A 14,002-nucleotide genomic window follows, 5' to 3' on the forward strand; every position below is an offset into this window, starting at 1 on the left:
TGTGCTATAATAAAATTATTTTTATTATAGCTATTATGGAGGAATCATGAAATTAAAAAGAAAACAATTATTATCAACAACAATAGTATTGGGAACAGTTGTAGCATCAGCAATGTTAGGATCTGCATTGTATGCAGGAATCACAAATAAAAGTGACGGATCAAAATCATATACAGGGTCTGTAGGTAGACCTTATGTTTCGTCAGGTGACAAATATTCTAATAACTCAAATGTAATTGGTACAACTGATAATGAAAATCTTAAAGCAACAGAACAACCAAAACCAATTGTTAAAGATCCGATTATCATAACACCTCCGCCGGCAGTTATTGAAAAAGAGCCGGAAAAACCTAAACCTAAACCAAAAGAGGAAACAAAGCCAAAAGAAGATCCTAAGTCAAAACCAAAAGAACCGGAAGTGGTTATTAAAAAAATTAAGAAAGATGAAATCGAATACTATGCTGAAGAAATATCAATTCCTCCTAGAGTTGATAATCAATCAGACATTGATAAAGGTATTACAAACAGAGTTCCATATCGTGCAGAAATTGTTCCTGATGTAGGGAAAATAACAGGAGCATTAACGGATAAAAACATTGCAGCAACCGTTACTAGAGCTCAAGACGGTGGACGTGCACAAGATTATATATTTGGTAAAAATGGTAGTTATAGAGAAATATTAGAAAACACAGGAATTAGTTTAACTGAAAAACAAAATTACTATAACAATGATGGAAATGCACCAGAACAACTAGAAATGCTATGATGAAGATACTACCGTTTATTGAAAAACAAAGATACAATTAAAAAATATGTTGATGATGTTGCACTTGCACATTTTGATGAATGGTGAAATAGTAAAGAAAAGTTTGCGTGATATCCACCAAGATCTTATAACGCTAGAGTTATACCTTTAGGACACCTATTTTTACTAATGCATATTGATCATACTAAAATTACAAAAGTTTCAGACGAAGTTAAAAAAGCTTTGGCTAGAGGTGAAACAATACCTAAATACGGAGCTCAAACTTGAGTAAATGATCGTGGAGAATGAGAATCTTCAACATTTGAGCCAGCTTTAAATAAAGTGGTTGGTGAGATTGAAAGAAATAACATGCACAAACGTGTGCTTGGAAATAATAGCAAATGAAGTAGATCGGGAGATGATATTCTTAAGGGTAAATACGCCAACTGAGATGACATCGATGAAACTGCAAGATTTAAGACGAATCCTAAATTTGAAAAACTATTACGTGGTGGCGGTATTGGTATTAAAAAATACACCCGTAAAGAGGCAATTGAAGGAGAATCGAGAGAAGAAGCAAGGGTTGTTACAATTGACGTCGCAAATTCTTCTGCATTCTCTAAATCCGTAGAATTAATTAAACTATTCCAATCAGAAAATATCGATATAACAGGTTATAGAATTATGAATATTGGTAAAACCGGTGCCGATCAAAATATGGATGAATTAATGAAAGCTATACCTAAAAAAATACCTATGGTTGAATTATTTTTTGAAAGTAAAAACACTTCATCACTTAAATATTTAAAAGATAAAGAAATTGATGAGTTGAGTATGTTTACAACCAACAAAGTTAACTCATTAGCAGACGATTGAGCAATTAACCCATGAGCAATTAAAGGTGTTGCTTGGGTAAATATGGCTGATTATAACGTTTCGTTTGACTATAACTCATGAGATACAATTTATTCTCGTATAACTTTTGACAATTTAAGATTTGATAAAGAAGATTTCAAAGATAAATCATTTGAAATAATCAATAACGGGTTGAGAATGGCTTATTGAACAAGAAATAACGAAAGAATTTTCCAAGGCTCATTTGGACCTGGTCTAAAGCCAGACCGTGAAGCCGGAGGTAACTCATATCCAATGGGTGTTGATTTTTCAAGCATTCCAGAGATAAGATCATTAAGAGGAATGATTTTCCATGATATTAAAAATCCTTCATTAAAACGTAAATTAAATAAAATCAAATTCTTTAATGATTCACAAGTATTTGCAATAAGTACAATCGATTTAAATGAGGCACAATTTTCAGATGTTTTAGTAACATCACAACCACAACAACCTCGTTCAAAAATTATGTTTAGTAATGGTAAGACAACTAATAAGATTAGAATCTCACCTACATTAAATACATTAAATCTTAACTATTCAGGAATTAGAAACTTGAACACATTAATTTCATATTCAGATGGCAATTTCTCAAAAACATCTACAGAAATTTTAGTTCCAAGAGGGGCTGAAGGTCTATACAGCACTTTAAAATCGAATGGATTTAAAGTTAGATATGAATCTCTACTTGATTCATTAGAAATTCAATAATTTATTTTATTGGACAAAAATAGGTAAAGGAGACTAAATGAAAGAGCAGAGCAAAACAATTCATTTTGAAGATTTTAATTCCTTAAAATTAGAACAACAAAAAAATGTTGCTCATAAGGTATTAAAATATTTGATATTAGTTTTTTTAGGAATATCATTAACAGTAATTTTATTACTTTCACCTACAACAATTTTTGCGAAATCTATGTTGCCAGGTAATACTTTAAAACAATTTTATAATTACGAAAGTCAATATTATAAAACAATAAACTTTTTAATTATTTTCCGTGCTTCTATATTATTATTCACTTTAATATATGCGAGCGCAATAAACTACAATAATTTGAATATCTACAGACAAAATATTAAAAAATATGGAGCTATTTATTTCTTGTATTTTGCAATTAGTATAATATCAATGATACTAATGTTCACTTATTTTGTTAACAATCAAAATAATCAAAGCAAAAAAATCTTAAGCTTAATATTTATTCTAATACCGTTATTTTTAACAAGAATAATTGATGTTTATCTTAGATATTTGATTGGTAAAAAACAAGATCCTACATTATATAGAAATAAAAAACCTTTAATAATTACCATAGTTTCAAAATTACTTTTAGTTATTTTATTAGTTTCATTTTTAATGATTTGACCTTCATATAATAATTATTTATTTAATGAAGTTGGAACTAATAAAATGTATACACTAATAAGAGATTTATTTGGAATCAATAGTGCAAAAAATTTAGCCTTAATTATTACTATATTTATAGTGACAGGGCTTATTGTATTGGGAAATTTTGCTTACTTAATAGTTTATTTAATCAATAAAAAAATCAAATCAGAAAATCTTAAACCATTTACTGAAGTTGCACTTGTTTTAGCATTTTCTTCATTAATTTGATTTGTTAGAACAATACTATATAAAGCAAAACCTAATTACACATTAGAGATAAATCAAAGTGAAAATTATTTATATCTTTTATTAATACCATTTATTTTTATTGCATTTCTAGCTTTTGCTTTAAGTATAAGAAAAATAAAAAACAATCAAAAAGTAAATTTAACTAGTTTAATAGTTTTAAGTACTGAGCAATTTGTAATGTGATTTAGCTTCTTGGTTATTTCATTTATTAATGGATCAGCCAAAATAAATATGATTAATTTGGCAGTTCTAACATTATTTACAATTATTTCTTACGCTATTTATTTTGCTAAATATCGTATTACCAGTGCACTATCATCGCTTTATTTTATTGTAAATTTCGTATCCATTTCAACTGTATTAGCAATATTCGGATTTAACCAAATGTTTTTAGTTTCTGAAAACTTTAACTTAATCTTTTATACAATAAATTCTAATTTATCATTAACCCTAATTATTACATTATTAGAAGTAGTAATTATTATGTTTACCTTTATATTAGCAATGTTAAAAATGCTAATTAATTTAAGTAAATTTATAAAATTATCAAAAGTAAGAGGAGAAAATCAACATGAAAAAGCAAAATAAAAATGTTATTGAGAACGTAGAGTTGATTAATTTATTTGATGAATATAAGCAACTGTCAGAAGATAAAAATACTATAAGTTTTGAAAAATTAATTACTACAGTTTTATTTAAGATAAAATCAGGATTTGAATCTTCTCAATATTCATACTTAATTGAAAATATTAATTTAGCAAAACAAAAAAAATATGACTTTGTATTTAGTGATTTTGTAATATCATTTGGAATTGAAAGCAAGTACGGAAACGAAAGCTTAGTTCCAATTATTAAAAAAGCTGAAACCAACCATGCAAAATCTGTTGATTTTTCAAACTCAAATAATCATGAAGATATTTCAATATTTTTAAGAACCTTAAATGATTTAATTAATGAATTATTTAAACAAGGTAAAAATGTTGAAATCATGCCCGAATTGATAATGTATATTTCTAACGAAACTAATGTTTATAAACTATATTTTTCTAAATCTTGATTAGCAAAAGTACAAAATGCAATTAATTAAGTTATTAAACAAATCAAAAAAGTTAGAACATATTCAAAAGAAAGTCAATAATGATAGAAATATTTTGTTAATTAATATTATGAAATTAACAAAAGGGTTAAATTATCATGCACAACGAGCACTTGAACTAAAAGCTGAAATTAGCCAATTACTTAGTGCTTATAGATTTAAAAACTTAATTGTTGATAATGACAATGGTTTAAGAAAAAATAAGTTCTTTGACAAAATAATTAACGCATTACAAAAACCCAAAGAATTATGAATTTATGTTACAGAAGAACAAAAATATGCAACTGACTCGTATTCTAGATATGAAAAGAAAATTTTAGAAAATATATCTAAAAAAAGAGCAGACTTTATTGCAATTGGTAACCGTGCAATAGAATTTTGCAAAGAGAAAAAATTAACTATTTTAAAAAGTTATCAAACATGACTTAATAATACAGAATTTACTGAACAATTATGCCAATTAATTAAAACCTATTATTTAGAAAAAGGCTACCGTACGGTAAATTTCGTAATTAACTCTAATAAAAACTATAATGGACACTTTACTGTTTTACCTATTAAAAAATTCAATATCCAGGAATTAATAAATAATAAAGAACTACAAATTCCTGAAAACAACTTCACCAAAGTTAAAATATTTCCAAATATATCTGACTATTTTAATAATCAAATCGATTTATTTTTACTAAATGCTCTGCACGCTTTATTCATAGAATCAAGTTTCTATACAGCTAAAGTTGGACTTGTATCTTTAAATAAAATGTCAAATGAAATTGATAAAAATGTTTTAAATTTGAAAAAGAAAATTATTTCTACAAAACGCGAACTTGAAATTGAAGAAATCACAATGATAACTAGAAATAATAAACTTGATTTAATTAATAAAAACGAGGTTAATAATGAAAAGTAACGGAAAATTTTTTATTAACATACGGTATGAAATTAATAAAAATGTTAATTTTGCAAATGCAAGTTTAGAATTTTATATACCAGATGATGAAAGCTGAATTGCTTTTACTAATGATTCAATTGCAAGTTTTAACGTTGTTTTAGCAAAAATAAATTATCAAAATCAAGACATATATTTATTTTTAAACAATGCAAGTATTAAATCAAATTTAAATAACATTGATATAGAATTATTGGACAAACCTCAATTTTATTTTAATCAAAAAAATATTATCAATTTAAAAGAAGAAATGTCTAGGTTATCAAAAAATATTAATTACTTAAAAGCTAAAGAAAATATATCTTTAACAGCTGATGAAATAATTGAATTAAGAGAAATGGAAATCCAACAATATAAACTAAAATTGATCAGCTTATTTAAATTAGTGAAAGGAGAAATTAATGGCTAAAAATAAACATTTAAAAATGCTTTTTTGCGCACCACTAGTTGCTTCAGCATTTATTGCTCCATCAATTTCACTAGTTGCAGCAGATACAAATGCTACTGGTGGCTCTTCAAACAAACCAACAGAAGCCCCAAAAGAAGAAATAAGCAAGGAATTTGATACTTTTAAAGAATATGCGGATGAAAAATTAAAAGTCGGTTTAGAAGGGGCAATTGACGATTTAATAAATTATTTAGAAAACGAATTAGAAAAAAACAAGACCCCACAAAATAATAATCATAAAGAATGAATTGAAAAAATTTATTATACAAGTGCTCTTTTAAATCATTTTAAAAATAATAAATCAGAAATGGTTAAAAACCCGTACAATTTTAGTTTATATACAGTAACTCCAAAAGTACTTTCAACCGTCAAAAACTTTAAAGTATATGATGTTAAATACGGAAATCAATTATATAAAGGAATTAAAACCGGAACAACTTCTGATACTAATTACGTTGAAGCTATTAAGCCTGACGGTAAATTAGAATCACCTAAAGATGAAAAAAATACTTTTACAAAAGACGAATTTAAAGCAGGTATTGATAAATATATACAAGCCCTAATAAGCGAGTTCAAAAAAATAATCTATGATCAAAAAGATATATTAACACTTGATAAAGATATATCCCTAGAAACGTCTAAAGATGGGGATGGTTTAAAAGTAACTTTCAAAGACGAATTTAAAAGTAAATACTCAACAATTGATAAATACTTTTCAACGAAAATTAAAGAACGTTTCGTACCTTTTGATTTAAAACTAAACGAAGAAATCGTTAAAGAAAAAGAAAAAGAAGAAAAGCAAGAAAACAATAATGCAAGCAACGAAACTCCCGCTCCTCAACCATTAGTTCCAGATAAACCTGTTGATGATAAAAAGAAGCTAAATAATAGAGAAGTTATCGAAAGTTTACCTGATTTAGCACCAAATATTTTTCATGACTTTGCTTCTTATTCATTAAATGATATTAAAAATACATTTGACAATTCTTCTAATGAAGATAAGAAAAAATTATTTTTCTTTAATAACCCAATTAACACCAGGTTTGCTTATGAAGTTGATTCGCTTGATATAACAGATGGCAAACTGTTTGCTTATGTATCAATCAACGACAGAGTTGAGAATAGTCAAAATAAACGTAGATACAAAATAGAAATTACTAATAAACCAATTTCTAATACAATTTTATTTAAAAATCAACAAATAATTTTATTCAATCAAATTGAAACTATTAGAAAAATGTTTAATGATTTTTATAAATCAATTTCATTGGATGATACTATCGATTATTTAAAACTAAGAAATCAAAATTTAATTGATTCAACTTCTACAATGGTAGATCTTGCTATTAAGATTTTACACGGAGTAGCTAACCCAAATTTTAGAAATTCTCAAATTAGTTCTCTTAAAACATTTGCAGAACAATTAAGATCTTCAAATCAAAATGATGTTATTAACAAATCAAATGATGAAGTAAAATATAATTTCTTAAATGCATTAAGTTCTTCAACAATTGATAATAATCCATATTGATATTCAATTGTTAAAGCATATAAAAGCGTATTAATTGACTTTAAACGTTTTATAGAGGCTAATATCAATAAAACTATAAAGAATAATTTTGATAATTTTAAATATGACACAACAGTCATTTCGAATTTATATCAAAATATCGAAAAAGCAATATTAAAAACATCAAAAATTGCATACGAAAAACCTCTAAATTTATTTGCTTGATATGATTATTATTTAGAAAATATTACATTCATTCAAAAAGGATTTAATATTCTATCTTCATTAACAACTGATAAACAAGTTCCAGTTAATCCAGAAAATGAAGAACAAACTAAACAAAATAAAGAATTTAAAGAAGCTTATTTACTAGCTAAACAAATAAACCAAGAAACCAAAGTAGCCAAAAATAGTATTACAAGAGGTTTGGGTATCTTTGCATTGTTAATCGGAATACTTCTTGTTCTGATATCACTATCACTATTAATAATTAATAGAAAATCATTGAAATCTAATAAAAAATTGGGCGGAATTTATTTAGCTTTAATTTTAGGAGCAATGCTATTAGTAATTTTAGGACTAACTGTAATGTTAGTATTATAGAAGGGAAAATATATGACAAAAATTAATGAAAATCCAAAAGTATTTGCAGTTTTTGACTATATTGTTGAAGTTCGCGGTAAATATGATTGAAAACAAAGACAACATTTTTATTTAAAATCAAACAAAGATATTGAAATGACTTTAATATTTGCAGATGAAAACAAAGCATTTTTATTAGCAAATAACAAAGGTAATATTTTAATTGAAGACGAAGTTATTGAAGTTAAAAACGATGAAGGTGTTTTAACTAAGTCTGAATATTTTGGAAAAATTATTGATATTCACGGCAATATAATTTATCCAATTGACAATAAAAAAACTATCACAAACTCAGTAGAATACGAAAACAAACACCCAATATTTGGACATGTTCACAACTTAATGACTGTTAAAAAATTAAATGAACAATTATACACTGGTATAGTTGCAATTGATTTATTAATTCCAATCGGAAAAGGACAACGTGAATTAATTATCGGCGATCGTCAAACTGGTAAAACTCATATTGCAATTAATGCCATTATTAATCAAGCAAAACACAATACCAAATGTATTTATGTAGCAATTGGTCAAAAACGTGAATCATTAACAATGATATACAACACTTTATCAGAATATGACGTAATGAAAAACACAATCATTATTGATGCTCCTTCAACTAGTGTATATGAACAATATTTAGCTCCATATATCGGTATGGCTCATGCTGAAAATATTTCATATAAAGAAGACGCTTTAGTTATATTTGATGATTTAACAAAACACGCTAATATCATTCGTGAAATAGCCTTATTAACTGATAAACCAGTCGGAAAAGAAGCTATGCCAGGAGATATTTTCTTCTCTCACTCTTCATTATTAGAAAGAGCTGGATCATTTGTAAATAGAAAAACTATTACTGCTTTACCTATTTTACAAACAATTGACGGAGATATCACTTCATTAATCGCTTCAAACGTTATATCAATCACCGATGGTCAAATTGTAACAAGTTCAGAATTATTTGCTCAAGGTAAATTACCAGCAATTAATTTAGATTTATCAGTTTCTCGTACAGGTTCGAGCGTACAAAACAGAGTTGTAACAAAAGTTGCTGGTGAAATCGGAAAAATTTATCGTATGTATAAAAAACACCTTAAACTTGCTATGATAGATTATGATTTTAATAAAGAAACATCTACTTTATTATACAAAGGTAAAATGATTGACAAAATGTTTTCACAAAGAGGTTATTCACTATACTCACATAACTTTGTAATGTTTATGACTAAATTAATATCGTGAAGCATTTTAAAAGGTATTAAAGATGAACAAAAAGCATTAAATTTCTTGAATTTATTAATTGAAATTCATGATGAATCTAAAAAATCATTCGAAGTTATTAAATCAGGCGAAAAATACGACGATAAAATCATGAAAAACTACTTTGCATTTGCATTAAAACAATACTCAGATCACAATAACTTAGGCTGAGATATTGAATATCAACACGAATTCATTCCATTTGATGCTGAATTTTTAGAAGAAATATCAAAAAGATTAGGAGATAAATAATGGCTAATAAAATTACTCAAATTTCAAGTGATATCATTGAAGTAAAATTTGCTGAAAATGAATTACCAAAACTTAATGACTTACTAACATTACACAATGGAAAAACATTTTTACTAGTAAAAAGAATTTTAAATGCAACCACTATTTTAGCCATTGTTGTTTATGCAAATCAACCAATCTCATTAGACGATGAAGTTGTTAATACAAAGAAAACATTTATGGTCCCAGTTGGTAAAAACTCAAAAAATAATATTTATAACTTTTGAGGTGAACCATTAATTAAAGAAAATAAAACCAAGCCAGATTATGTTGAAATGAATTCATTGGCTAATAAAAGCCGTTTTAATAACGATAAACCAGAAATTATTCAAACTGGTATTAAAGCCATTGACTTCTTTATGCCAATTTTAAAAGGACACAAGTTAGGTATTTTCGGTGGTGCCGGTGTTGGTAAAACTGTTTTAATGAAAGAAATTATATTTAATGTTAACAGATCAAATAAACAAACATCAAATATATTTATTGGTTCAGGAGAACGTTCAAGAGAAGCTATTGAGTTATATGATGAATTAAAAGATTCTGATTTAATGAAAAACTCATCAATGTATATTTCAAAAATGAACGAATATCCTGGCGCTAGAACTTCAATTGTTCCAATTGGTATTACAGCTGCTGAATATTTACGTGATGTTGAAAAAGAAGACGTTTTATTATTCGTTGATAACATTTATCGTTTTGTTCAAGCCGAAAATGAAGTTAGTGCCTCACTTGGTAAAAAACCATCTGTTGGCGGATATCAATCTACTCTAGAAAGTGACGTTGCTAATATTGAAGAAAGATTATACAAAAATGAAAATGGTTCAATTACATCATTCCAAACTATTTTCTTGCCTATGGATGACTTAAGTGACCCATCAGCCGTTGCTGTATTTAACCACTTAGACGGTAACCTTGTTCTTTCAAGAGAACAAACTGCCAAAAACATTTATCCAGCATTCGAACCTTTAGCAAGTACTTCAAACTCAGTTAACGAAAAAATCATTGGCAAGAGACATTTAGATGCCATTATTGAAACTAAAAGAATTTTACAAGCATACCGTGATTTAGAAGATATCATTTTAATTTTAGGTTTTGATGAACTTGACGAAGAAAACAAAATCATCGTTAAAAAAGCTATTCAACTTGAAAACTTCTTCACCCAAAACTTCTTTATGACTGAACACTTCACTAAATCTCCTGGTGTATTTGTTAAATTAGAAGATACAGTTGAAAGTGTTATAAGAATTTTAGAAGGTAAATTCATTAAACAAAACCCAGAAATCTTTTCATACATTGGTTCAAATTTAGATATGCCAACTGATGATGAAATTGAAGCAATGCAAAAACAAGCTCAAGCTTAGTTAAATTAATAATTAATAAAGATCGTAGTGGTCTTTATTTTTTTAACTTTATTTAATATACTAAACGGTAGTTTAAAAATTTATCTATAGCTATTTAAATTTTTAATACAAAAAAATAACAAATCTACCTTAATTTTGAATAAATTTGTTATTTTCACTGCTATTTTTATTTCTGTTTATATTTTAAGTTATTTAAATCACTTACTTTGAATTTATATCAATATTAATACTGATATAAACTAATTAATATAATAAATAATATCTAATCTAATTTTAAGTTTTTATCAATGCCCTGACTTTTTGCAATATTTATAATAATTTTTTTAATCTTATTTAATATTTCCATCGCTTGTGTTTGGAACTTTTTATTAATCAAATTGTATCGATCATTTCAAGCGCCATTAATATTTAAAACCCTTATAACTTCTTTATAGTTATTATTGTATTCTATTTTATCTACGTTATCAACTATATGACTTTTAGCTTGAAGATATTGCTCGTTTAAACTTTCTAATCCATTATTCTTTTTCGCTTGCAAAGCATCATGTCACAGTCCCATCTCGTAAGTTAAATTTATAATCGCATGTGAATGACTGTGTGAGTTTTTATCTGCTTCAATATTAATATTTTGAAGCGATTCAAATTTTGTTAATTTAGCTTCATTAAAAATGTAGCTAATTAAAAATGTTCATAATGCCAACAAACTTTTTTGCATTTCGCCCAATGTTATATCAACCCCACTTAGACGATCATCAACAATTTTCAAATGTTCTAAAAATTCATTATTTTCAAAACTTAAATTAGTATCAACTAAAACTGAATCAACGTCTTGAAAAACTAGGTTATATTTATATAAATATATTGCCAATTCATTATCTTTCATTAACTCACTGTTTTTGCTAAGTCAACCTTGATAAAAATCTCAAACAATATTTCTATTCTCTTCAACCGTTTGTTCTCTAGCTAATTTCTTAATCTTATTAGATAAAATATCTCAACTTCTTTTTAAAGGAACATAAGCTACTCGGTAATTACGATAATTTTCTTTAACTAAATTAAATAGCTCAGTTAATTCCGTGTTATAAATATTTTGAATTTCTTTAGTTTGATCATTTTTCATTATAAATGTTTTATTATTATTTTTAATATTAGGATCTCTAAATTTTTTATCTTCTTTATCTTCTCCATCATGACTTTTTTGACATGAAATAGCAAATAAAGGAAGTGAAATGGCTGGTGCGATTAATCAATTTAGTAATTTAATTTTCTTTTTCATCTTCACCTCCATTTTCAATTTTATCAACTGTAAAAAATTTATCAGTTATACTTGTATCATATCCTTTAAATCCATTTCAATATAAATAAACAGATTTTACAGTTTTTTCATTTTCGCTTTTAAAATCAAAGTCATGTTCATTTGCAAATGCTTTAAAGTCCAATCTTAAATAAGCTCGACCTAAATTATTTTTATTTTCTAACACACTAACATCAATTCTTTTTATTCCGCTATAGGTTTTCCCTAATTCATTTTCTAATTCATAAGCTAATAAATAGTTATTTATATATGAAGCTAAAATTTTAATTTGAAATGATGAAGATGATAAAAGAGCTGCTTCATAATTATTTCTACTATTATTATTTCAATATATGAATAAATTCTGTAGCTTTTCAGCAGCTTTTTCTAATAATAAAAGAAATGCAGAATTAGGATCTTTTATATTTAAAAATTCATCTAATTTTATCCCTTGAGCAATAGGCGCTAAATTTGCATTAAAACTATAAATATCATTTACCTTTACTTCTTCTGGGGCAACGTTTTTAGTTATCATTCCTTTCAATCTATGACCATGGTCGTCAAAATTAGAACTAATTCATACATAATCTTTGTATTCGCCACTATGCTTATATACTCTTACAATTGCTTTAATTAATTGATTAGTGTTAAAATATGGCGTAAATTTAAAATCAATAATTTTATAAGCTCGATCTTCTTTTTGTTTATATTCAGGGACATTAATGTGGAAAAACTCGTCTTTAAAGTTTTCAAATAAATAAATTAATCCTTTTGCATTTCAAAAATCGAAGTTAGTTGCTCCTTTTATAAAGTAATTAATATTATCAATAACATTTAAGTATTTTCCTCCAGTTATAAATAAAACTGGATTAGGAACATAGTTAGTAAACAAAGGTAGTTCTTCATTTAAACCTTGTAAGCCAACGCCAAATTTTTGATCAGTTGCGTATGTTCTAAAATTATTAATGTAATATTTAATATTCTTTTTATCTTCGCTAAGTATATTTTGTTTATTGAAATCATAAATTGCTCTTAAAGGAACTTCAACATAATCTGTAGCTCCAGAATATGATTTTTTAACTTTCGCATTTTCTCAATCAAATTCAATTTTGCTAACGTTGACATTAAATTTATTTAAATACAAGCTAACAATCGCTTCGAAATTTTTTCTTTGAGCAATATGCTCTTCTGAAAGTCAAGCATTAGCTTCAATGTATTGAGTTTGAAAAAGGTCTTCAAATAAAACTCTTTTACCATCTTTATTATTCATATAACGACGGTTCATTATCGAATAATTTGAAGCAATATCTTGAATTGATCTAAATATAATTGTCTGCAAATCAGCAAAATAAGGATCGCCGTTACGATTGTAGTCTCGTTTATTGATTTCAGAAAGAACAGTGAATCATTCATCATTAAAACCATTAGCAGAATCAATTTCGTCAAAAGTATACTGATTTAAAAAGTCATCAATATTCATTTTCTCATTACTGTCTTGAATATTAACGTTATTAAATTTACTAATGCTTTGATATCATGAAGGTTTATATGGAAAATCAAATTGATAAATAATGTCTTCCTTGTCATTAACTAAATGCAAATCATTACCCTTAATATATGCAAAATCAAAATATTTTCTATCATCTTTTTCATCATAATAGTAAAATATTTTCTGACTATTATGCAATGAAGCTATTTGTCCTAATGAAAGTCTGTTCAAAAACACTCTTGAAATTTTTGAAATATCTAAAAATGCCAATTGTTTTTGATTAGCATTGGCTTGACAAGAAATTGCTAATATCGGACCTGTGAGCATAATATTTGCAAACAATATAGAATTAAAAATATATTTTTTTTTCATAATTTATTA

General features: G+C 26.2%; 10 protein-coding genes. 8 read left to right on the forward strand and 2 right to left on the reverse strand.

The window, feature by feature from the left end; genetic code table 4:
• Nucleotides 1-46: 46 nt before the first annotated feature.
• The 8 genes from AB5V95_RS00985 to AB5V95_RS01020 are packed head-to-tail and all read left to right on the forward strand — an operon-like array spanning nt 47 to nt 10,838.
• Complete coding sequence (locus AB5V95_RS00985; RefSeq protein WP_369086028.1) at nt 47-2,350, forward strand: putative immunoglobulin-blocking virulence protein; 2,304 nt, start codon at nt 47-49, stop codon at nt 2,348-2,350.
• A gap of 37 nt (nt 2,351-2,387) precedes the next feature.
• On the forward strand, nt 2,388-3,866 hold the full coding sequence (locus tag AB5V95_RS00990) for an MSC_0624 family F1-like ATPase-associated membrane protein (RefSeq protein ID WP_369086029.1): 1,479 nt from the start codon (nt 2,388-2,390) through the stop codon (nt 3,864-3,866).
• Entirely contained in the window at nt 3,850-4,365 is a 516-nt protein-coding gene (locus AB5V95_RS00995) for an MSC_0623 family F1-like ATPase-associated protein (RefSeq protein ID WP_369086030.1), read from the forward strand. Before AB5V95_RS00990 ends, AB5V95_RS00995 begins: the two co-directional genes overlap by 17 nt.
• The gene (locus AB5V95_RS01000) at nt 4,352-5,284 is read left to right on the forward strand and encodes an MSC_0622 family F1-like ATPase gamma subunit (protein WP_369086031.1); all 933 of its coding nucleotides are present in this window, start codon (nt 4,352-4,354) and stop codon (nt 5,282-5,284) included. Before AB5V95_RS00995 ends, AB5V95_RS01000 begins: the two co-directional genes overlap by 14 nt.
• The gene (locus tag AB5V95_RS01005) at nt 5,274-5,732 is read left to right on the forward strand and encodes an MSC_0621 family F1-like ATPase epsilon subunit (protein WP_369086032.1); all 459 of its coding nucleotides are present in this window, start codon (nt 5,274-5,276) and stop codon (nt 5,730-5,732) included. Before AB5V95_RS01000 ends, AB5V95_RS01005 begins: the two co-directional genes overlap by 11 nt.
• On the forward strand, nt 5,725-7,884 hold the full coding sequence (locus tag AB5V95_RS01010) for an MSC_0620 family F1-like ATPase-associated subunit (RefSeq protein ID WP_369086033.1): 2,160 nt from the start codon (nt 5,725-5,727) through the stop codon (nt 7,882-7,884). Before AB5V95_RS01005 ends, AB5V95_RS01010 begins: the two co-directional genes overlap by 8 nt.
• Nucleotides 7,885-7,896: 12 nt before the next feature.
• Nucleotides 7,897-9,438, forward strand: coding sequence for an MSC_0619 family F1-like ATPase alpha subunit (locus AB5V95_RS01015; RefSeq protein ID WP_027122993.1), 1,542 nt, complete (start codon nt 7,897-7,899; stop codon nt 9,436-9,438).
• Nucleotides 9,438-10,838, forward strand: a complete 1,401-nt coding sequence (locus AB5V95_RS01020; protein WP_027122992.1) for an MSC_0618 family F1-like ATPase beta subunit — start codon at nt 9,438-9,440, stop codon at nt 10,836-10,838. Before AB5V95_RS01015 ends, AB5V95_RS01020 begins: the two co-directional genes overlap by 1 nt.
• A gap of 262 nt (nt 10,839-11,100) precedes the next feature.
• Here the strand turns inward: AB5V95_RS01020 and AB5V95_RS01025 are convergent, their stop codons facing one another.
• Complete coding sequence (locus tag AB5V95_RS01025; RefSeq protein ID WP_369086034.1) at nt 11,101-12,114, reverse strand: HxHSH motif-containing lipoprotein; 1,014 nt, start codon at nt 12,112-12,114, stop codon at nt 11,101-11,103.
• Nucleotides 12,098-13,993, reverse strand: a complete 1,896-nt coding sequence (locus tag AB5V95_RS01030) for an MAG3240 family lipoprotein (RefSeq protein ID WP_369086035.1) — start codon at nt 13,991-13,993, stop codon at nt 12,098-12,100. The genes AB5V95_RS01025 and AB5V95_RS01030 overlap by 17 nt, the downstream gene beginning before the upstream one ends.
• Between the last annotated feature and the right edge of the window lie 9 nt (nt 13,994-14,002).

It is taken from the genome of Metamycoplasma spumans (assembly GCF_041026625.1).
GTDB lineage: Bacteria > Bacillota_I > Bacilli_A > Mycoplasmatales > Metamycoplasmataceae > Metamycoplasma > Metamycoplasma spumans.